The organism is Phenylobacterium sp., assembly GCF_030693625.1.
GTDB classification, from domain to species: Bacteria; Pseudomonadota; Alphaproteobacteria; order Caulobacterales; family Caulobacteraceae; genus Phenylobacterium; species Phenylobacterium ferrooxidans.
Genome location: NZ_JAUYAF010000073.1, coordinates 40,588 through 61,045 on the forward strand (window position 1 = coordinate 40,588; position 20,458 = coordinate 61,045).

Annotated in this window: 19 protein-coding genes; 6 read left to right on the forward strand and 13 right to left on the reverse strand. The window is 69.4% G+C overall.

Features of this window, described 5'->3' with window-relative positions:
- Positions 1–127 precede the first annotated feature (127 nt).
- Positions 128–1,060, forward strand: coding sequence for a hypothetical protein (locus Q8N10_RS16885; RefSeq protein WP_304783648.1), 933 nt, complete (start codon positions 128–130; stop codon positions 1,058–1,060).
- A gap of 42 nt (positions 1,061–1,102) precedes the next feature.
- Here Q8N10_RS16885 and Q8N10_RS16890 read toward each other — a convergent pair whose 3' ends face one another.
- Genes Q8N10_RS16890 through Q8N10_RS16900 form a run of 3 tightly spaced genes read right to left on the reverse strand, consistent with a single transcriptional unit; the run spans position 1,103 to position 5,510 of the window.
- Entirely contained in the window at positions 1,103–1,819 is a 717-nt protein-coding gene (locus Q8N10_RS16890; protein WP_304783651.1) for a phosphatase PAP2 family protein, read from the reverse strand.
- Positions 1,820–1,850: 31 nt separating this feature from the next.
- Entirely contained in the window at positions 1,851–3,641 is a 1,791-nt protein-coding gene (locus tag Q8N10_RS16895; protein WP_304783654.1) for a M3 family oligoendopeptidase, read from the reverse strand.
- 33 nt (positions 3,642–3,674) lie between these two features.
- On the reverse strand, positions 3,675–5,510 hold the full coding sequence (locus Q8N10_RS16900) for a PAS domain-containing sensor histidine kinase (RefSeq protein WP_304783657.1): 1,836 nt from the start codon (positions 5,508–5,510) through the stop codon (positions 3,675–3,677).
- Positions 5,511–5,791: 281 nt separating this feature from the next.
- Here Q8N10_RS16900 and Q8N10_RS16905 point away from each other — a divergent pair, with 281 nt between their 5' ends.
- A complete protein-coding gene (locus Q8N10_RS16905) occupies positions 5,792–6,802 on the forward strand; it encodes a sensor histidine kinase (protein WP_304783659.1) in 1,011 nt (336 codons plus the stop codon).
- Here Q8N10_RS16905 and Q8N10_RS16910 read toward each other — a convergent pair.
- Positions 6,799–7,203 carry a GFA family protein gene (locus Q8N10_RS16910; RefSeq protein ID WP_304783663.1) on the reverse strand — a complete coding sequence of 135 codons (405 nt, stop codon included), beginning with the start codon at positions 7,201–7,203 and terminating at the stop codon, positions 6,799–6,801. The two genes, Q8N10_RS16905 and Q8N10_RS16910, sit on opposite strands and share 4 nt — an antisense overlap.
- A 167-nt stretch (positions 7,204–7,370) precedes the next feature.
- Here Q8N10_RS16910 and Q8N10_RS16915 point away from each other — a divergent pair, with 167 nt between their 5' ends.
- Positions 7,371–7,856, forward strand: coding sequence for a MarR family winged helix-turn-helix transcriptional regulator (locus tag Q8N10_RS16915; RefSeq protein ID WP_304783666.1), 486 nt, complete (start codon positions 7,371–7,373; stop codon positions 7,854–7,856).
- A complete protein-coding gene (locus tag Q8N10_RS16920; protein WP_304783669.1) occupies positions 7,853–8,500 on the forward strand; it encodes a glutathione S-transferase family protein in 648 nt (215 codons plus the stop codon). The genes Q8N10_RS16915 and Q8N10_RS16920 overlap by 4 nt, the downstream gene beginning before the upstream one ends.
- On the opposite strand, the gene Q8N10_RS16925 is transcribed toward Q8N10_RS16920, so the two are convergent.
- On the reverse strand, positions 8,497–9,072 hold the full coding sequence (locus Q8N10_RS16925) for a hypothetical protein (RefSeq protein WP_304783672.1): 576 nt from the start codon (positions 9,070–9,072) through the stop codon (positions 8,497–8,499). The genes Q8N10_RS16920 and Q8N10_RS16925 overlap by 4 nt on opposite strands.
- 147 nt (positions 9,073–9,219) lie before the next feature.
- Positions 9,220–11,334 carry a PQQ-dependent dehydrogenase, methanol/ethanol family gene (locus Q8N10_RS16930; protein ID WP_304783674.1) on the reverse strand — a complete coding sequence of 705 codons (2,115 nt, stop codon included), beginning with the start codon at positions 11,332–11,334 and terminating at the stop codon, positions 9,220–9,222.
- 229 nt (positions 11,335–11,563) lie between these two features.
- On the opposite strand from Q8N10_RS16930, the gene Q8N10_RS16935 reads away from it, so the two are divergent.
- Positions 11,564–13,057 (forward strand): sigma-54 dependent transcriptional regulator, encoded by a 1,494-nt coding sequence (locus Q8N10_RS16935; RefSeq protein WP_304783677.1) that lies wholly within the window; start codon positions 11,564–11,566, stop codon positions 13,055–13,057.
- A 216-nt stretch (positions 13,058–13,273) separates the two neighbouring features.
- Here Q8N10_RS16935 and Q8N10_RS16940 read toward each other — a convergent pair whose 3' ends face one another.
- The 7 genes from Q8N10_RS16940 to Q8N10_RS16970 form a co-directional block, all read right to left on the reverse strand.
- Positions 13,274–13,645: a hypothetical protein gene (locus tag Q8N10_RS16940; RefSeq protein ID WP_304783680.1), complete on the reverse strand. Its 372-nt coding sequence runs from the start codon at positions 13,643–13,645 to the stop codon at positions 13,274–13,276.
- A gap of 5 nt (positions 13,646–13,650) precedes the next feature.
- Positions 13,651–13,983, reverse strand: a complete 333-nt coding sequence (locus tag Q8N10_RS16945) for a hypothetical protein (RefSeq protein WP_304783683.1) — start codon at positions 13,981–13,983, stop codon at positions 13,651–13,653.
- Positions 13,980–14,249 carry a DUF2312 domain-containing protein gene (locus tag Q8N10_RS16950; RefSeq protein WP_304699550.1) on the reverse strand — a complete coding sequence of 90 codons (270 nt, stop codon included), beginning with the start codon at positions 14,247–14,249 and terminating at the stop codon, positions 13,980–13,982. The genes Q8N10_RS16945 and Q8N10_RS16950 overlap by 4 nt, the downstream gene beginning before the upstream one ends.
- A gap of 77 nt (positions 14,250–14,326) precedes the next feature.
- Positions 14,327–15,535 carry an efflux RND transporter periplasmic adaptor subunit gene (locus Q8N10_RS16955; protein WP_304783686.1) on the reverse strand — a complete coding sequence of 403 codons (1,209 nt, stop codon included), beginning with the start codon at positions 15,533–15,535 and terminating at the stop codon, positions 14,327–14,329.
- A 4-nt stretch (positions 15,536–15,539) separates the two neighbouring features.
- Complete coding sequence (locus tag Q8N10_RS16960; protein ID WP_304783689.1) at positions 15,540–17,909, reverse strand: ABC transporter permease; 2,370 nt, start codon at positions 17,907–17,909, stop codon at positions 15,540–15,542.
- Positions 17,906–18,625, reverse strand: a complete 720-nt coding sequence (locus tag Q8N10_RS16965; RefSeq protein ID WP_304783692.1) for an ABC transporter ATP-binding protein — start codon at positions 18,623–18,625, stop codon at positions 17,906–17,908. The genes Q8N10_RS16960 and Q8N10_RS16965 overlap by 4 nt, the downstream gene beginning before the upstream one ends.
- Before the next feature lie 95 nt (positions 18,626–18,720).
- Positions 18,721–19,956 carry a cytochrome P450 gene (locus Q8N10_RS16970; RefSeq protein ID WP_304783694.1) on the reverse strand — a complete coding sequence of 412 codons (1,236 nt, stop codon included), beginning with the start codon at positions 19,954–19,956 and terminating at the stop codon, positions 18,721–18,723.
- A gap of 198 nt (positions 19,957–20,154) precedes the next feature.
- On the opposite strand from Q8N10_RS16970, the gene Q8N10_RS16975 reads away from it, so the two are divergent.
- Positions 20,155–20,424, forward strand: a complete 270-nt coding sequence (locus Q8N10_RS16975; protein ID WP_304783697.1) for a hypothetical protein — start codon at positions 20,155–20,157, stop codon at positions 20,422–20,424.
- Positions 20,425–20,458 lie beyond the last annotated feature (34 nt).

Below are 20,458 nucleotides of genomic sequence, written 5' to 3' on the forward strand. Positions count from 1 at the left end.
GCCCGAACGAGCGCGCCGGCTCCATGCCTGCCGGAATCAAGAAGATCTGTCGCCACAGCATCGCCAAGGCGGCGCTGGTCCGTAGTTAAGCTTGATATTCTGTCGCGGCGTTCGGTAAACCATAGGTATGCCTGAAGACACGCACGGCATGGACCGCCGCCGCCTGCTCTCCCGTCTCGGCGGGGATTTCCAGCTCGACGCCGCGCGGCGCGTGGCCCGCTCGATGAGCCGGGACGTCGCCACCGTCTTGGTCTTCCTCGAAATCAACCGGGCCAATGTCGCCGCCCTGGCCGCCTCACGGGAGCCCATCGCCGAGCCCCATGCCGGCGTGCCCGGCCTTCCCCCCGACCATATGCGGGAGCCGGTCAGTATCTATTTGGCGGCCCGCAATCTGGGCATGCCCTACGAGACTACGCGACGGCATGTGAAGAAGCTGACCCAGATTGACCTGTGCGAGACCGTCCCCGGCGGGGTGATCATCCCCGCCCGCGCCTTCCTCGATCCCCGGCTGATGGCCATGGCGGCCGAGAATTGGGCCGCCACGGTCGAGTTCGTGCAGGCGGCAGGCCGGCTGGGGGTCTCCGCCTCCGGCCTGCGCCAACCCGCGAGCCCCGACCAGTTCCGGCAGGTCAATCGCGCCGTGAGCGCCTATTGCCTGGAGACCGCTTGCCACATGTCCCGGGTCATGGATTTGGAACCCTTAGCGGTGCTGATCCTGCGAGCGGTCAACCTCGCCAATGTGCGGCACCTGACCCAGGACCCCGACGCCGCCCTGGCCCTTGCCGGCCTGGCCGACATCCTGCCCGACGCCGAACGGCGCCCGATCAGCGTCTACGGCCTGGCGAAGTATCTGTTGCTGCCCTGCGAGACCGTGCGCCGCAGCCTGCTACAGCTGGAGGCCAAGGGCCTGGTGCGGCGCGACAAAGGCGGCCTGATCGTGCCCGCCGAGGTGGTGGCCCGCCCCGCCGTGGTCGCCGGCATCGCGGAGCTGGTGGCCCTCACCGAGATCCTGCTGTCCGACCTCGCCGCCGCGGGCCTGGCCTACCAGCCGGATAGCTAGAGCGTTTTCTGATCCATGTGAAACGGTCGGCGGTTCGAACAGCTAGGCTCCCTCCCGGCTGACGTCGCGGCGGCGCATCCACTCCAGGACGATCCAGGCGCCGAAGGCCCAGGTGGCGCCGAGACTCCAGCCTGCCAGCACATCGCTTGGCCAGTGCACGCCCAGAAAGACCCGGCTGAACCCCACCCCGACCGTGATCAGCAGAGCCAGGACATAGATCAGGATCTTTGAGTTGGGCCGCTTCTCGACGCTGGCGATCAAGGTGGCCAGGGTCAGGAACACCGCGGCGGCGAGAGCCGAGTGCCCGCTGGGGAAGCTCTGGGTGTAGACGAAGCTCCCGTGCGGCACGAGGTTGGGCCGCGGGCGGTCGTAGAAGGTTTTCAGCACCTCGCTCGACATCTGCGCCGCCAGCACCGTGCCGGCCAGGATCCACGCCTGCCGCCGCTTGCCGTGGAAGCTGAACAGCAGCACCGCGACGATGGTGGCGATGGTCAGGAAGGTGAAGCCGCCCAGGGCGGTGATGTCGCGCATCGCCTCCTCGACCCAGCGTGGGCCGATGGGGTCGCTGAGGTCGCTCGGCTGGCGCAGCATCAGCAGCAGCTGCTGATCGACGATGTCGGTGTCGCCCTCCGTCACCTCGCTGGCGATGTTGAAGAACCCCCAGATCGCCGCCGCGCCGGCCAGCCAGATCAACAGGGCGCGGGTCTCGATCCGCTGGAGGATCGGCTTGCGGACGGGCGGCGCGTCAGGTGTTGTCATGGCTCCATGAACGCGCAGCTTCGCCGTTGGATCAGACCAGTTCCTCGAAGGCGTCCACCAGCCGTTCCATCTGGGCCATGCCAGCGGTCCAGAAGGCCTTCTCGCGGGGATTGAGGCCGAAGGGGCGCAGGGCCTCGACATAGGTCCGGGTGCCGCCGGCCGAGAGCAGGTCCTCATAGAGGGGAGCGAAGGCGGCCGGATCCTCGCGGCGCTTCTCCATCAGGCCGCGCACCAGCAGGTCCCCGAAGGCGTAGGCGTAGACATAGAAGGGCGCGTGGGCGAAGTGGCTGACATAGGCCCAATAGTGCTCGTAGCCCTTGTTGAGCTTGATGGCCGGGCCCAGGCTCTCGCCCATGGTCTCCAGCCAGATCGCGCCGATCTGCTCGGCCGAGAGCTCACCCTCAAGACGGGCCGCGTGGAACCTGGTCTCGAAGCGGTGGAAGGCGATCTGGCGCACCACGGTGTTGATGCCGTCCTCGATCTGGCCGGCCAGCAATCCCAGCCGCTCGGCCTTGGAGGCTCCGGCCAGCAGCCGCTCGAACACCAGGCCCTCGCCAAAGATCGAGGCGGTTTCGGCCAGGGTCAGCGGGGTGTCGGCCAGCAGGGTGCCCAGGGGCTGGCACAGGGTCTGGTGAACGGCGTGCCCCAGTTCGTGGGCCAGGGTGAGCACGTCGCGGCGCTCGCCCATATAGTTCATGAACACATAGGGGTGGCGCTCAGCGGTCACCGGGTGGCTATAGGCGCCCGACTGCTTGCCGGGCCGGGGCCGGGCGTCGATCCAGGGTTGGTCGAAGAAGGTCTTGGCGGTGTCGGCGAACTTGGGCGCCAGGTCGGCGAAGCTTTCCAGCACCATCCCTTGCGCCTGCTTCCAGTCATAGGCGCGCGGCTGGGCCGTATCGAGCGGCGCATTGCGGTCCCAGTAGTCGAGGGTCTTGCGGCCCATCAACTTGGCCTTCAGCGCATAGTAGCGGTGGCTGACCCGCGGATAGGCCTCCACCACCGCAGCCTCCAGGGCCTCGACGGCGTCGGCGTCCACCTCGTTGGCGATGTGGCGGCTGGCGGCCGGGGTCGGATACTTCCGCCAGCGGTCCTCCACCTGCTTCTCAAAGGCCAGCGTGTTCATGGAGAGCGCCAGTTCCGGCGTGCGCGCCTCCAGGGCGTTGGCGAGACCCTGCGCGGCGGCCTTGCGACGGGTCACGTCGGGGTCCGACAGGCGGTTCAGCACCTCGGGCAGGCTCAGGTTCTCCTTGCCCACCTTGGCGCTCAGCCGGGCCAGGGTCTCGTCGTACAGCCGCACCCAGTTGGCCACCGCCGGGGAGCGGTCGATCAGCAGGCGTTCAAGGTCGGGCGACAGCTCGTGCGGCCGCGACAGCCGCACCCGCCGCATCCACGAGCGCCAGCGGGCGGCGGGAGGATGGGCCTTGAAGGCCATCTCGATCTCGTTGTCCTCGAGCTGATTGAGCTCCAGGGTGAAGAACAGGCTCTCGGCGCCGATCTGCGAGGACCGGGTGCGCAGGTCGCCCTCGAACTTGGCCCAGACCGGATCGTCCTTGGCCACCGAGGAGGCCAGGCCGGCATAGGCCCCCACGGCCCACAGCCCGTTCACCGCGCTCTCATAGAGCCCGATCCCGTGGTCCAGCAGCTCGCCCAGGTGCAGCGGATCGCCTCGCAGCGCCACGAACCGCCCCTTCAGCTTCACCAGCTCATCGTTGGCGGCCTTGGCGGCGGTCAGGTCGGCCTCGATCTTCGGGTCATCACGCCCGGCATAGAGGTCGGAGAGCTGCCACTCGGGCAGGGCGTCAAGTTTCACGGGCGCGTTCATGGGCGACGGTTTAGCGCGGCGCCTGCGGCGGGACTAGGGCGCGATAGCGGCAGGTTCCGGAAGGGCGGCGCGGATCGTGCAGATCAGGCCGCCGGGATCGAACCTCAACCTGACCTCGCCTGCGAGCTCGGCGGCCAGGCCGCGCTCCAGCAACCGCGAGCCGAAGCCCCGGCGCGTAGGTTGCGCCACGGGCGGTCCCCTCTGTTCGGTCCAGGTCAGGCGCAGTTGATGCGCCTCGACGGTCCAGTCCAGGGTGACCTGGCCCTGGGCGCCGCTCAAGGCGCCGTACTTCAGCGCGTTGGAACCTAGCTCGTAGAAGGCCATGGATAGGGACAGCGCCATCTTGGCGTCCAGCCGCACGACCGGGCCGCTGACCCGCAGCCGGTCACGGTCGCCGGTAAGGGCGTCCAGCACGCCGTGGGCCACTTCCCCCACGCCAGCCCCGTCCCACTGCTCGCGGGTCAGGATGTCGTGGGCGGCGGCCAGCGCGGTGATACGACCGAGGAGCGCCTCGCGTGCCTCCGCCGAGCTCTCGGCCCCGCGCAGGGTCTGGACGGCGATCGACTGCACGGTGGCCAAGCTGTTCTTCACCCGATGGTTCAGCTCCAACACCATCAGTCGCAGATGATCCTCGGCGACCTGCTGCTCATGGATGTCCTCGGTGCTTCCATACCACCGCACGATCTGGCCCTGGTCATTGCGCCGGGGAAAGGCCCGCGAGCGGATCCAGCGGTGCTCCCCGTTCAGTCGGCGCACCCGGTGGACGATATCGTAGGGCTCGCCCGTGGCCACCGAGGCGCCCCAGACATCGAAGGTCCGCTGCACATCGTCGGGATGCAGGCCCTCGGCATAGGTGGAGTCCAGGCCGGAGGTTCCGGTCCATTCACGCCAACGCGGGGCGACGCGGTCCAGCTGGCCGTCAGGGGCGGCGGTCCAAGCCACCTGCGGGTTCAGCTCAGCCGCGCAGCGGTAGTCTTCCTCGCTCTCCCGCACCGCCTGCTGGGCGCGGTGGGTCTCGGTGACGTCGTGACCTTCGCAGAAGATGCCTATCACCTTGCCGGTGGGGTCGGACATCGGCTCGTAGATAAAGTCCAGGATCCGGTCTTCCTCGGGCCCGTCGGGGGTCGCCCGCAGGCGGATCTGCGCGCCGTGGGCGATGTGACGCCGGCCACTTGCATAGACCTGGTCCAAGAGCTCGAAGAAACCTTGTCCCTCAAGTTCCGGGAAGCAGTCCCGCGCCGAGCGGCCCACGTAGTTCCGGGCTCCAAACAGCCGTTCGTAGGCGTGGTTGACGAAGTTGAAGACGTGCTCGGGGGCCTGCAGGGTGCAGATGAAGCCGGGCGCCTGCTCGAACATCCGCCGCTGACGATCGGTCTCGGCCGCCTCCCGCCGCTGGGCCAGAATGCGGTCGGTGGTCTCGTGACAGGCGCAGAACATGCCGGAGACCTCGCCGCTCTCGTCGCGCACGGGTGAGTATGAAAAGGTGAACCAGGTGTCCTCGTCGAAGCCCCGACGGCGCATGCGCAGCGGTAGGTCCTCGCGATAGGTGGCCTCACCGGCCATGGCGGCGTCGATCAGGGGCGAGATGTCGGGCCAGATCTCAGACCAGATGTCGAAGAAACGAGCTCCAAGGGCCGCCGGATGCTTGGCTCCCAGCACCTCGGCGTAGGCGTCATTGTAGAGAAAGCTGAGCTCCGGCCCCCAGGCGACGAACATCGGGAACTTGGAGCCCAGCATCAGGCCCACCACGGAGCGTAGCGATTGCGGCCAGGTCTGCGGGCTCCCCAGGGGCGAGGTTGACCAATTGCGGGCGCGCATGAGGGCGCCCAGTTCGCCGCCCCCAGTGAGGAAACCGTCCGCCTTGTCCATGTCGGCGCCTCTTGCCCGAAAAACCAATCCAGACCGGAGTCTCGCAGGGGGCCCGGGCGGGGACGTGGAATGCGTGGGACGGGCTGGCGTTCCGGGGCTCCGTCCCGGAACGCCAGCATCCGCGTTGCGTCGTAAAACCGACAGTACTCGAGCTTGTTCCGATACTTAGCTCCGCGTAACGCGATCTTTCGCTGGAGGTGGGCGGGCTTTCCTGTCACTGAAATCGGGTCTTCGCGCGCTGCACGCTCTCGCATGGCCGACCCCCTCATCGGAACAAACAGTTGGGAAAGCACGAACCGCTGTCGCTCAGCGCCCTGGCGGCCAGTTTCTTCGACGCCAGCACCGACTGCGTGAAGGTGGTCGGCCTCAGCGGCGACCTGCTGGCGATGAACGCCAATGGCGTCTGCCTGATGGAGATCGAGGATTTCGAGAGCCTGCGCGGTCAGCCTTGGGTCGGCTTCTGGCCGCCCGCCGCGCAACACCTGATCGAGAACGCCCTCACCGAAGCCCGCGCCGGGCGCGGCTCGCGGTTCACCGCCGATTGCCCGACCGCGGCAGGCACGCCGAAGTCCTGGGAGGTCGTGGTCTGGCCGGTCCTGGACGACCTGGGCCAGCCGGCACAGGTGATTTCAATCTCCCGGGATGTGACCGCCCAGCAACGCGCCGAGCAGCAGCGCCAACTCTTCACCCGCGAGCTGGCCCATCGCATGAAGAACACCTTCGCCGTGGTGGACGGGGTCATCGCCCTGTCCTCCCGCTCGGCGGGTGAAGCCAGCACCTTTGTCGACGCCCTGCGCCAGCGCCTGCTCGGCCTCGGCCGTGCGATCGCCTACATGGCGCCGCCGGAGTTCACCAGCCTGGAAGCTCCCGCCGAGCGCTCGGTTCAGGGCCTCCTGCAGGTGCTGCTTGGTCCCTATGGTGGGCTCGAAGGCGCCGAGCGCCAAATCTTTCTGACCGGCGATGACATGCCCGTCGGCCCCGACTGCACCACCATCCTGGCCCTCATCTTCAATGAACTGGCCACCAACGCCCTGAAATACGGCGCCCTGACCTCTCCGGAAGGCCGGGTGGACCTGCATCTCGAGGCCGACGCCGAGACCCTTCGGATGTCCGGGAGCGAGGCGTTGCCGGCAGGGACGCTCATAGCCGACACCACCGGCAAGCGGGGTTTCGGCGCCGCCCTGCTGGAACGCGCCGTGGTCAAACAGCTCGGGGGAACCTTTGAGCGCGCCCTGCGGCCGGGCGGCATCCAGGTGATCATGAGCGCGCCTCTGAAGGCCATCGCCGTCTAGGACGGAGGGCGCACCGGATACCCGTCGAACTGCTTGGCGTTATCGCAGATCTCGTACCAGGCCGGTTTCTCGGCCACGAACTCGTGGAACCGGTTGCGGACGCCGGGGTCGCCGTCCAGGCAGTTGGCCGAGATCGGGAACGAGTCGGCCGGCGACAGGGGTTCGCCCAAGGCCGTGCCGCAGCCGCGGCAGAACGACCGGGAGAACTGATAGGGCGGTTCCGGCGCGTAGGTGGCGACCATGTCCTGCCCCTCGACCCACCGGAATGTGGCCCGGTCGACGAAGACGAAGGTGCTGAGCCCCACCTTGCGACAGCGGGTGCAATGACAGGTGGCCATCATGGTGGGCGGCGCCGCCAGTTCGAACCGCACCGCGCCGCAGCAGCAGCTTCCCGCGATCATGTCTCGTCTCCTTCTAGCCGGCGCTCTCTCGCGCTCCCCACATCTGCCACAGGCTGCTGACGCGGAGCGTCAGCATGGAGCAGGGTCGCGGTGATCAATGCCAGACAGCCCACCACGCTCCCGCCCGGCTTGACGCATTGAGTTGATATCAACATAACTCGACGCCAATGACCTCGACCGTCTCCCTGGACACCACCCTTCACGTCCGTGACACCTGCCTGTGCCTGCATGCGCAGCGCGCGGCGCGCGCCCTGGCGCGGCGTTTTGACGGGGCGCTTCGGCCGGTGGGGCTGACCAACGGCCAGTTCTCGTTGCTCAACGCTCTCAACGGAGGCCGGCCGGCGCCGATGAGCCTGGTGGCGGCCACCCTGGGCGCCGATCGCACCACCCTCACCGCCGCCTTGAAGCCCCTGGTCCGGGAGGGTCTGGCGGAGATCAGCGTCGATCCCGACGACCATCGCGCCCGCCGCGTGGCCCTCACCGCCGCCGGCCAGGACCGTCTCGCCGCCGCCCTGCCGCTGTGGGCCGCGGTCCATGCCGCGCTGGAGACCGAGCTGGCCGATCCCGAACGGGCGCGGCTCGACCTGCTCACCCTGTCGGCGCTCCCCGCTCCGGCCGCCCCCTCTGCGACGACTGAAGGACCTAGCCGATGACCATCCAGTTCACCGCCTTCCGCTGGGCGCCGCCCTTCGCGCAAGGGTGGGTGCGCGACCTGCGCATCCGCTGGGCCCTGGAGGAGGCGGGTCTGCCCTATGAGGTGATCCTGATCGATGGCGATACGGAGGGCTATCGCCAGTGGCAGCCCTTCGGACAGGTCCCGGCCTATCGCGACGACGAGGTGGAGATGTTTGAGTCCGGCGCCATCGTGTTGCGCCTGGCCGCCAAGTCCGAGGCCCTGGCGCCCCGGGACGAGGCGGGACTGGCCCGGGTCAGCACCTGGATCTTCGCGGCGCTCAACTCCATCGAGCCCCAGGCCCAGAACCTTGTGCAGCTGGACGGCTTCTATGCCGGCGAGGCCTGGACGGAGGGCCGCCGCCCCTCGGCCCAGGCCAATCTCGACGCGCGCCTGACCTCGCTGAGCAATGCGCTTGGCGACAAGGACTATCTGGAGGGTCGGTTCACCGCCGGCGACATCCTGATGGCGACAGTTCTGCGTGAACTGGAGGCGTGCGGGGCGTTGAAGAAGTTCCCCAACCTCGACGCCTATCGCGCCCGCTGCCTGGCGCGCCCGGCCTTCGCCAAGGCGCTGGAAGATCAGCTGAGGACCTTCCGCGAGAACGAGCCGGCTTCCGCCTAGCGCGAGAGGCGGGTGTAGGCGGCCAGCGCCGCGGCGCGGGCCGGCGAAATTTCGGTCTCGGCGGCCGGCACTGCAGGCGACGCGCCCGCCAGAAGCGCCTTGGCCTCGGCCGACAGGCTGACTGTGTCGGCCTTGCGCGGCTGGGCGGCGTCGAAATCGGCTTGCAGGCGCTGGCGGTATTCGGCGGGCGAGCCGTAGGCCGGCGCGCCGGCCTCATCCACCTGCAGCCCCGCCACGATCTGCTGATCGCCCTCTGACAGGTTGTCGAAGGCGGCGAGCAGTTTGGCCTGCGGTTCCGGCGGGGCGGCGTGGGGGCCGGCCCAGGCGGCCCGGGTGAAGCTGTTCAGGGTCGACTGCACCCGCTGACCGAAGGGAGATTCGGTCAGCGCCCTGGCGAGCGCCTGGCGCTCACCGGAGGGGGCGGCGCGCCAACGGCTGGCCAGGTCCTGATAGGCGCCCAGTTGCTGGTCGAGACTCAGCGCCCCGCTGCGGTCGTGCAGCGCCATCGCCGCGGCGGCGACGGAGTCTGGCAGGACGGGCGGCGGACCCGCGAGGGTGTTGGCGATCTGCATTGAACCCCCGCAATGCCCCGCCCCCGCTGAATGCTGCGTGAATGAACGCCCCTAAGAGGCCGTTCACCACGCGCTCCGTAGATCGGCGGCAGGCTCACGGTCAGGGTCCCCGGGGGACCGCCGCCGTGGCGATCCCCTGTGACGGGCCTACTTGGCGCCCTGGACCTTGGCCGGCTCCGCGCCGGCCTGGGCGTTGCGGGCCTCGGTCAGGACATAGGCGCGGATGTCCTCGGCGTCCTTCGGGCTCAGGAAGCGGGCGAAGCCGGCCATGCCTCTGTCCTTCAGGGCGCCGTCGATGACCACCGACTTCCAGCTCTCGGCGGCCAGCAGCATCTGCGACTTCTTCAGGTCGGGCAGATAGGCGCCCGAGGCGCTGGGCCCGTGGCAGACCTGGCAGTTGTTGTGGAAGAGGGCGAAGCCCGCCTTCACATCGCCGGTCGACGTGACGCCGGTGAGCTCCAGGTTTGGGACCACCGGGATGTCGTAGGGTTTGGCCACCGCCTTGCCCCCCAGCTTGAACACCAGCAGCCGGCCGGCCAACCTCGGCCGCTCGCGCAGCACCACCGAGGCCGAGACCGGCGCCCCGCCGCCATAGCCCACCATCAGGGCCACGTATTGCTCACCGTCGATCTCATAGGTGGAGGGGGCGGCGACCACGCCGTTCTCGGTCCTGTAGCTCCATAGCTTCTTGCCGGTGGTGGCCTCATAGGCGACGAACTCACCCAGGCCGTTGCCCTGGAACACCAGGCCACCCGCCGTCGACATCACGCCGCCGTTCCAGAAATAGGGGTGCTCCACGGTCCAGCGGGCCTTTTGCGCCACGGGGTCCCAGGCGACGAGTTGGCCTTTGAACATGGCCTTCAGACCCGCAAGTTGGGCCTTGTCGTTGGGCAGGGCGTTGGCGAGGAAGTCGCCGCCCAGGTTCCAGGCGCCCTGGCGGTGCTTGTAGTTGGGATCGTTGACATAGGCGAAGGGCAGGACCTGGGCCGGGATGTAGACCAGGCCGGTCTGCGGACTGAACGACATCGGATGCCAATTGTGGCCGCCCAGCGGACCGGGGAACTGCAGGGACGGCGCATTCACATAGCGCGCGCCGGGGGTTTCGATGGGCCGCCCGGTCTTGGGATCGACACCCGTGGCCCAGGTGATCTGCACATAGGGCTTGGCCGAGAGCAGCTCGCCGGTGGCCCGGTCCAGCACATAGAAGAAGCCGTTCTTGGGGGCCTGCATCAACACCTTGCGCGGCGCGCCGGCCACGGTGATGTCGGCCAGGATGATGTGCTGGGTGGCGGTGTAGTCCCAGGTTTCGGCCGGGGTGGTCTGATAGTGCCAGACATAGGCGCCGGTGTCAGGCTTCAGGGCCAGGATCGAGGACAGGAAGATGTTGTCGCCCTTGCCGTCCGACCGCTTCACGTGGTTCCAGGGCGAACCATTGCCGACGCCGACATAGAGGATGTCCAGGGCCGGGTCGTAGGCCATGGAATCCCAGACCGTGCCGCCGCCGCCGGTTTTCTTCCAGCCGTCGCCGAACCAGGTGGCCGCGGCCTTCTCGGCCATCACCTTGTCGGAGGCCGCGCCATCGGGCTTGCCGTCGGGATTGGGGGTGGTGAAGAAACGCCACGCCATCTTCCCGGTGCCGGCGTCATAGGCCGACAGATAGCCGCGCACCCCGTACTCGGCGCCGCCGTTGCCGATCAGCACCTTGTCCTTGATGATCCGGGGCGCGCCGGTGATCGTATAGGGCTGGGAATTGTCGGTGGTCTGGACGCTCCAGACCGGCTTGCCCGTGCCCGCGTCCAACGCGATCAGGCGGCCGTCGAGGGTTCCGAAATAGACCTTGCCCTTCCAGACCGCCACGCCGCGGTTGACCACATCACAGCAGGCGTCGAAGGCCTTGGCGCCGTCGACCTTGGGGTCGAAGGCCCACTTCTGCTCGCCGGTCTTGGCGTCAAAGGCGTAGACCTTGGACCAGGCGGTGGTGGTGTACATGACGCCATCGACCACCACCGGGGTGGCCTCCTGGCCGCGATCGGTGTCGAACTCGTGGTGCCAGGCCAGGCCGAGCGTCCCGACGTTCTTGGTGTCGATTTTGGTCAGGGGGCTGTAGCGCTGCTCGTCATAGGTCCGGCCGACGGACATCCAGTCGCCATTGCCTGACGCCGCGACCAGCCGCTTGGCGTCCAGGTCGCCCGGCTTGCCCTGTCCGCAGGCGGCGACAGCGGCGGCCAACGCCATGACGATGGCGAGCTTGGTAAGCTTCATGATGTCCTCCCGACCGTGTCTTCCGGCCCTAGCGCTACTATGCGCGCAGGCGCCAAGGCCGCAACCTGTGACGTAGCGTCAGACCCCGTTCGCCCGCGGTTCGGGAAGCGCGCCGTTAACGTCCGACTCAGGACTCCGAAACCCGTCCTTTACCCAAGGCCTGTATCAATCCGGGTCAACAAGAGGCCTCGTCCATGCGGCGGCGCCCGGTTCTGGTGGGTGTTTTCAAATGACCAAGACGGTCCTTGTCGTCGATGATGATCCGACGCAGCGCAGGCTGATCCAGGCGGTGCTGGAGCGCGAGGGCTTTGTCGCGGTCCACGCCGAGAACGGCGACCAGGCGATCGCCCGCCTGCAGTCGGGCGCGGCGACCGACCTGGTGCTGCTGGACCTGGTGATGCCCGGCATCACCGGCCAGGACACGCTGAAGGAGATGCGGGCCCGGGGTCACAACCAGCCGGTCATCGTCATCACCGCGACCGGCGGCATCGACACCGTGGTGGCCGCCATGCAGGCCGGCGCGTGCGACTTCTTCGTCAAGCCGGCCTCGCCCGAACGGATCATCGTCTCGATCCGCAACGCCCTGAACCTGGGGTCGCTGAAGAGCGAGGTGGAGCGGCTGAAGAAGCACGCCACCGGCCGCGCCAGCTTCGCCGACATGGTGGGCGACTCGCCCGCCATGACCATGGTCAAGCGCCTGGGCGAGCGGGCGGCCAAGTCCTCCATCCCCATCCTGATCACCGGCGAGAGCGGGGTCGGCAAGGAAGTGATCGCGCGCGCCGTGCACGGGTCATCCGACCGCGCCGGCAAGCCCTTCGTGGCGGTGAACTGCGGAGCCATCCCGGAGAACCTGATCGAGAGCATCCTGTTCGGTCACGAGAAGGGCAGCTTCACCGGCGCGACCGACAAGCACCTGGGCAAGTTCCAGGAGGCCAATGGCGGCACCCTGTTCCTGGACGAGGTGGGCGAGCTCCCCCTCGACATGCAGGTCAAGCTGCTGCGCGTGCTGCAGGAGGGCGAGGTGGACGCCATCGGCTCCAAGCGCTCCCTGAAGGTCGATGTCCGCATCGTCTCGGCCACCAACCGCGATCCCGCCCAGGCGGTGAAGGACGGCCAGTTCCGCGAGGACCTGTTCTATCGCCTGAACGTCTTCCCCATCGAGGCCCCGGCCTTGCGCGAACGGCGCGAGGACATCCCGGCCCTGGTGGAGCACTTCATCCGCCGCTTCAACATCGAAGAGGGCAAGTCAGTCACCGGCGCCTCGGCCGAGACCCTGGCCTTCCTCACGGCCTTCGACTGGCCGGGCAATGTGCGCCAGCTGGAGAACGCCGTCTATCGCGCCATCGTCCTGGCCGACTCCCCCTATCTGCAGCCCTACGACTTCCCGGCGATCTCGGGCGTCGCGGCCCCGCCGCCCGAGGCGGTGTCGCCGACCTCGCTGATGGCCGCCCCGCCGGTGCTGCCCACGGCCCAGCAACTGATCGCCGAGATGCCGACGGACGCGCCGGTGCGTATTCTCGACGGCCGCGGCCACCTGCGCACCCTGGAGGAGATCGAGCGCGACCTCATCCAGCTGGCCATCGAGATCTATGCCGGCCACATGAGCGAGGTCGCGCGCCGCCTCGGCATCGGTCGCTCCACCCTCTATCGCAAGGTGCGCGAGCAGGGCCTGGAGGGGATCCTGGAGAAGGGCGAGGGCGACGACGCCACCGCGGTGGCGTGACGAGCGGCGCGGCCTTGATGCCCTAGAGTCCTTCTTCCCTTGCGGAAGAAGGACGTCCTACTCAGGCAGCGCCGGCGCCTCGGGAGCGGCGGGCATGGCGCCGCCCCACATGACGTGGAACCAGAGGGAAAGCGCGAAGGGCAAAGGCATGGCGGGAACTCCTGTCTCCCCTTCGTACGCATTCCGCGCGCCTGAGGTTCCCCGACCCGCGTTCGGCTAGTGGCCGCCCTCAACCCAGGGCAGGCCGGCGTTGCGGAAGGCCTCGGCCAGGGCGGCTTCCAGTTCGATGGCCTCCCAGCGCCGCAGGGGATTGAGGTGCGCCACCACCTCGGGAAGCAGACGCACGCCGAAGCGGTTCACATGGCGGCTCGCCTTGTATCCAGTCTTGTGCTGGTCAAACCGGAGGTCGGGATCGCGCGAGGTCTCGCCCACATAGAAGCCCCAAGGCGGGGTGCGACGGCGATCCTCCAGCAGCACGATGTAGAGGGCGTGTCCGGCGCGCCTCTGCCGGTGGGTGACAGCCTTCAGGGTCAAGGCCGCCCGTCGGGCCCGGGCCACCAGGGCCGGGAGGGAGTCATCGTCGATCACGGAGGTCAGTCGCCCTCGGGCTCGGGCTTGGCAGGGCCGCGACGCTTGAAGCCGCCGCCACGCTTAGCTGGGAAGCGCGGCTCGCCCTTGGCCTTGGCGACGATCTCCTTCAGCTTGATGTGCTGCATCATCGAGAAGGCCTCGCCCGCGCCGCCCTTCTCGGGATCGGCGAAGGCGCGGCCGTAGGTCTTCACCCGCTCGGTGACGGACTCCAGGAATTCACCCTCCCAGTCGGAGAGCTTGACGCCTGCCTTGTCGGCCGTGCGCTGGGCGCGCCTCAGGGCGTTCAGCGCGGCCCGCTGGGCCTGCGCCTTCCGGTCTGGTGGGCCGCGCTTCAAATCACTCCGAGCGCGGAGAGGTAGAGATCCAGGATCGCATCTTCTTCCTGGCGCTTGGCGGCGTCCTGCTTGCGGATGCGGATCACCTTGCGCAGAATCTTGACGTCGAAGCCGTTGCCCTTGGCCTCGGCGAAGACCTCCTTGATCTGCTCGGCGATCTCCGACTTCTCCTGTTCGAGGCGCTCGATGCGCTCGATGATGCTCTTCAGCTGGCCCTGGGCCGTCTGGTTCAGGATGTCGGCGTGGGCGGTGGCGTCGTCGGCCATGGGAACTCGCGGGTCGGAGGCTGGAAAGCGGCGGACACTAGCCTCGCGCCGGGCCGCTGTCATCCAGCTCTGAACCGTCAGTCCGCCGTCCTCGCCCGCGCTCTGACCCGCGCGCCGTCGCGGACCTTGTCGGAGGGGAAGACCACCAGCCGGTCGCCCCCCTTCAGCCCCGACAGCACCTCGGCCTCCTGGTCGGTGAGGGCGCCGACCGTGATGGGGATCAGCCGCGCCCGCCCTGCCTCGATCCGGTAAACCGCCCAGCGCCCGTCGGCGCGCACCAGGGCGCCGACGGGGACCTTCAGGGCGTGGGGCGATCGGCGCAGGATCACCCGGCCCCAGACGCGGTAGCCCGGCCCCAGACGCGCCCAGGTCGCCGGCGGGCCGGTGAGTTGCAACAGCACCCGCACCCTCTGCTCCTCGACCCCCAGGGCCGAGGTCTTGGTGAAGGCCTGGGGCTCCACCCGGCGCACCACCGCCGGCAGGGTTCCGGGGCCGCCCCAGTCATAGATCTCGGCGCCCATGCCCTCGGCGATCCGCACCGCGTCCTGGGACAGGAACTCGATGGCCGCCTCCAGGCCGGCCTGGTCGCTGACCTCCAGCAGGGGCGCGCCCATGGCCAGCGGCGCGGCGCTCTCCTGCAGCACACGGGTGACATAACCCGACGCTGGCGAGGTCACTGTCACCGCCTGGCCGCCGGCGGCGTCGGGGCCCAGCAGGGCGCCGCGGGCCACCGCCAGTTCCGATCGCCGGACCGCCAGTTGGGCGGCGGCGGCCCGCACTGCGGCGCGACCGGCGCGGCTCTGGGCCTCGGCCGACTCCAGGGCCTGGCGGGCGGCGAAGCCTTTCTCGGCCAGGACCCGGACCCGGGCGAGGTCGCCATCGGCCTTGCGCGCCTCGACCGCCAGCTGCTCCTGCTGAGCCTGAGCGGCGCCAACCGCGGCCTGGGCCGCCGTCGCGGCCGCCTCGGCCTGGGTTCGGGCGCGAGGGTCCATCAGATCGGCGCTGGCGGGGCGTATCCGGGCCACCACAGTCGTGCCCGCCACCACCGGGTCCCCGACATGCAGCTCAACCCGCTCGAGCCGGCCGGAAACCGGGGCGGCCACCAGATAGGCTTCCCGCACCCGGGCCAAGCCCTGGTCGGCGACGCTCAGGGCGATGGGGCCCACGGTCGCGGCGCCGACCTCCACCGGCACGGGGCGCGGGACCAGCAGCAGGGCCAGGGCGCCAACCGCCACCGCCGTCGCCGCGCCCGCCAGCGCCCATCTCACCCACTTGATGTCGGCCATGGCCCTACTCCCTGGTCTTGAGAACGCTCACGAGGTCGAGCCCCCAGATGCGGCGCACCACCAGCGCCCCGCCCAGCAGCACGGCGCTCAGATAGGCTGCGATGGCTAGGCCATAGCTCTGAGCGGTGATCACCGCCGGCAGCCGCAGCTCGTCGCGCGAATAGGCTGCCACCAGACCATGGGCCAAGGCCTGCCCCCCCAGCACTCCGAGCGGAACCGCCGCCAGGGCCAGGATCACCAGCTCGCCGGCCAGGATATAGGCGCACTCCCCATGGCCGAAGCCCAGGACATGCAGGGTGGCCAGGTCCCGCGACCGCTCCGATAGCGAGATGCGGGTGACGTTGTAGGCCACCCCGAAGGCGATCGCGGCGGCGAAGCCGACATAGAAGATCAGGGTCACGCGGAAGGCTTCGGCCATGGCCTGGCGCCAGGCGGCCACCGTCTCGTCGCGGGAGGAGGCGCCGACGATGCCAGGCCTGGCCTCCACGGCGCGGTAGAAGGCCGGCCGTGCGTCGGACGCCACCAGCAGCTCGGCGCGGTTGGCCAGGTCGCCCTCGCCCATCAGCCGGTTCAGGGCGCGGCGGTCCAGATAGGCGGCGAAGCCCGTATAGTCGCGGGCAAGGGCGTTAATGGTCATCAGGGCGCTCGGCCTGCGTCCGTCCAGCACCTCTACCCAGACCCGGTCGCCGGCCTGCAGGCCGAGGCGGCCCGCCAGCGCTTCGCTCACCACCAGGCCGTCCCCCTTGAACGCGATGGGCTGGTCGCGGGCGTCCAGGGGCTGCTGCAGGCGCGCGTCGGAGTCCAGGCCCACCAGGCGTGTGGTCTCCTCGCGCCCGGCGGCCTTCAGGCGTGCGGCCACCACACGCACGGGCTCGGCCGCCGTCACCCCGGGCAGCCGTCCGATCTCGATGACGGCGGCGATCCCGCGCGCCTCGGCCAGGCCGACCGACTCCGTCCAACGCTGGGTGCGGAAATAGGCCTGGTCCACAACCTGGTCGATGCTGTCGAACAAGAACTGGGTCCCCACCAGCAGGGACAGGCTGGAGGCCAAGCCCAGGGCGGCCAGGGCGCCCCGCATCGGGAACCGCTCCAGGTGGCGCACCACCATCCGGGTGGCCTGGTCGACCCCAGCGCCCCGCACCAGGCGGTCCATCAGGCCGGCGCGATAGGTGGCGGGCCGCGGCGGCGACATGGCCACCGCCGGCGACAGCGCCGCGGCGCGGCGCACGGCCATCAGCGACCCGGCCAGGGCCGCCCCAACCGCCACCGCCGAGGCGCCGGCGAAGGCCGGCCAATGGAAGGTCACATCCAGGACCGGAAAGCGGAAATAGTCCCGATAGACGTCGACGATCGCCGCCCCCAGGGCGCCGCCTAGCAGCCCTCCCGCCACGGCGCCGGTCAGGCCGATCGCGCCCGCCAGCTTCAGATAGGGTGAGGCCGCCTCCAGATCGCTGTAGCCGAAAGCCTTGAGCAGGCCGATCTGCTCGCGCTCGGCCTCCACCAGCCGGGTGACCACCAGATGCACCAGGGCCGCGGCGATCAGCAGGAAGATCGGCGGCAGGATGGTGGCCGAGGTGGACAGCTCCTTGAGCTCGGCATCCAGGAACGCGTGGGAGGGCTGGTCGGCCCGGGCGTAGGCCGCGCGGCCGCCATAGGGCGCCAGCAGACGATCGACGTCCCGCAACACACCGGCGACCGAGACCCCGGGCGCGAGGCGGAAGGCCGCGGTGTTGAAGGCCCCAGACATGCCGGCCACCCGCTCAACCGCCGGCCGCGGCGCCCACAGCACACCCTGGTGAGCGTCATCGGGCATGAAGGATTCCGGGGCCGGGACATAGACGTACTCGGGCGACAGCGCCGCTCCGACGATCTTGAAATCGAAGGTCCGCCCGCCGATCACCGCGCTCAGCTTCTGCCCCAGATGAAGGTGGGCGGCGGTCATGAAGGTCTTCAGGGCCACGGCCTCGTCGGTGCGCGCGGGGTCCGGGAGCCGCCCCTCGACCAGCACGATCCCATTGAGCGCCGCCCGCTCGTCCTGCGGCAGGGCGATCAGCCGGGCGGTCGCCGGCCGCGCCAGGCCGGGCACATCCATCAGCCCCACCTCGGCGATCCGCACGTCGAGCGCGCTCACACCCTCGATGGCCGCGAGATCCCGCGCCAGGGACAGCGGGGCGTGCTTGGCCTGGGCGAAGGCGTCGGCGAAGCGCGTCTCCTCGTAGAACGCCGCCTGGGCCGTCGCCAGGGCTCGCTGGGCGGAGAAGGACATCACCGCCACCGAGACCCCGCAGGCGATCAGCAGGGCGATGGCCATCACCTGCCACTTCATGCGCCACAGGTCGCGCAGCACCTTGCGATCCAGGGGGGCGAGCCTCACCAGGCCATCTCCCTGGGCGCCGTCTTGCGAGGGTTGTCCGCCACCTCGGTGATCTGGCCGTCGCGGAAGCGGATGACGCGGTCGGCCATCGCCCCGATGGAGGTGTTGTGGGAGACGATCATGGTGGTCGCCCCCACCGCGGCGGTGACCTCGGCGATGGCCTCCAGGACGCGGACCCCGCTCTCGCTGTCCAGCGATCCGGTGGGTTCGTCGCAGAACAGCAGTTCGGGCCGTTTGGCGATGGCGCGCGCCACGGCCACCCTCTGCTGCTCGCCGCCGGAGAGCTGGGCGGGGAAGTGATCCAGTCGTTCCGCCAGGCCGACACGGGCCAAGGCCTCCTCCGGCGGCATGGGATCGCGGGAGATTTCGGTGATGAGGGCCACATTCTCCCGCGCCGTCAGGCTGGGAACCAGGTTGAAGAACTGGAAAATGAAGCCGACGCTCGCCCGTCGGTACCGGGTCAGTTCCCGGTCGCTGGCGGTGGTCAGCTCCAGATCATGGAAACGCGCCGATCCCGAACTCGCCCGGTCGAGCCCGCCAAGGATGTTGAGCAGGGTCGACTTCCCCGAGCCCGACGGGCCCAGCAGCACCAGGGTCTCGCCCTTGGCGATCTGCAGGTCGACGCCGCGCAGGGCGTGCACCTCCCCGGCCTCTGTCCTGTAGACCTTGGACAGACCGCGGATGTCGAAGGCCGGCGTCGTGTGGGAAGAGTCCATGTTCGGCCCCGGGCCCCTCCGCCGCGAATTGGCCTCAACCCTGGCCGGCCTGGCCCTGGTCGGCCTTGATCGGGGTCAACGCTAGGTTGGCGCGCCTAGGTCAGCACCTCGAGGCGCTCCATGCCCCTGAAGAAGGGTAGCCTGCGCCACGCCGGCGTCTCGTCCGGATGGGCCAGCTTCAGGTTCGGGAAGCGGTCGAACAGCATGACCAGGGCGACCTGGGCCTCAAGCCGCGCCAGGGGCGCGCCGATGCAGATATGGGCGCCGCCGCCGAAGGCCACGTGGGGCTTGTGCTTGCGGGTCACGTCGAAGCTGTGCGGGTCCTCGTAGACCTCCGGATCTCGGTTGGCGGCGCGCAGGGAGACGGTCATGGCTTGGCCGGCCTTCACCGGACAGCCGCCCACCTCCATGTCTGAAGACGCGATCCGGCCGGTGATGTCCACCGGCGGCTCGTAGCGCAGCACCTCCTCCACCAGGCCGTTGATGATCTTGCGATCGGCCTTCAGCTTGGCCAGCTCCGCGGGGTTCAGCAGCAGCAGGCGTACGGCGTTGCCGATCAGATCGGTGGTGGTGAGATTGCCGCCGATCAGCAGGGCGGTCAGGTTGATCCGCAGCTCGTCGTCGCTGAGGTCCGCGCCCGCCGCCTGCAGCCCCACCATGTCGCTGATCAGGTCGTCCCGCGGCGCGCGGCGCCGGGCGGCGATCGTCTTGGTGAAATAGTCCGACAGCGCCGCGCTCGCGGTCTCCATGACGGCGGTCTGCTCGGGCGTGCGGAACGGGTTCAGGCCCTGGATGCTGCCCTCCGACCAGTCGCGGAACTCCGCCAGCCGGTCGTGATCGACCCCCAGGATGGAGGCGATGGCGTCGATAGGGATCGGCACGCAGAAGCGAGCCATCAGGTCCAGGCTCGCGGCGCCCGCCATACCGTCCAGGGCCTCGCCGACGATGCGCTCCACCTCCGGCCGGAAGCGGGCCACCCGGGCGTAGAGGGCCTGAGCCAGGGGCTGGCGGATACGGGCGTGGTCGGGATCGTCCAGGGTCAGGATGCTGGCCTGGCTGGTGCGCGGCAGGCTGGGGTCATAGTTCTGCGTCTGCTGCCGCTGGAACAGCGCCGCGGGCTCGGCCCGCAGGGGATCGCGCCACAGCTCCCGGTCCGACACGATGGCGCGCACGTCGCCATAGCGGCTGATCACGAAGTTTCCAGACACCAGGTCGCGGTGCACCGGACATCGGGCCCGCAGGTCGTCCAGCACCAGGTGGGGGTCGGCGCGGTAGGTCTCGTTGAGCGGCGTCAGGTCGATCATCGAGGGGAGAGGCTGGGGGGAGGTCATCGCCACGGTCCTTCAGTCGATGCGCCACCCTGCTCTGGAAGCTGCGTGGCTCGCAAGGGTGACCCTGCGTCGGCTTCGCCATGCATCCAAAGCGCCTCTCCGCGGTTAAGCTCCTCGGCCTCATTCGAGGCGGGAGCGCCTCAGCCTTCCCGTCGGCTGGGTGGGGGCCGCAGACCTTGAACATCAACGGAGAAACCCATGCGCCTCGCCCTGACCCTCTCAGCCGCCGTCGCCAGCCTCGCCCTGACCGCCTGCTCGCAGAAGACCGAGAACCACGCCGCCGAGGCCGCCGACCAGGCCGGCGCCGCAGCGGCCTCGGCCGCGAACGACACCGCCGCCAATGCCGACGCCGCCGCCGCCAACACCGCGGTCGCGGTCGACAATGCGGCCGACAACGCGCAAGCCGCGGCCGGCGCCGCTGCGCGCAAGACCGACGCGGCCGTCGATGCGGCCGCCAGGACCGAATAGGCTGTGAGGTCGGCCCCCGACGCCAGGCGCCGGG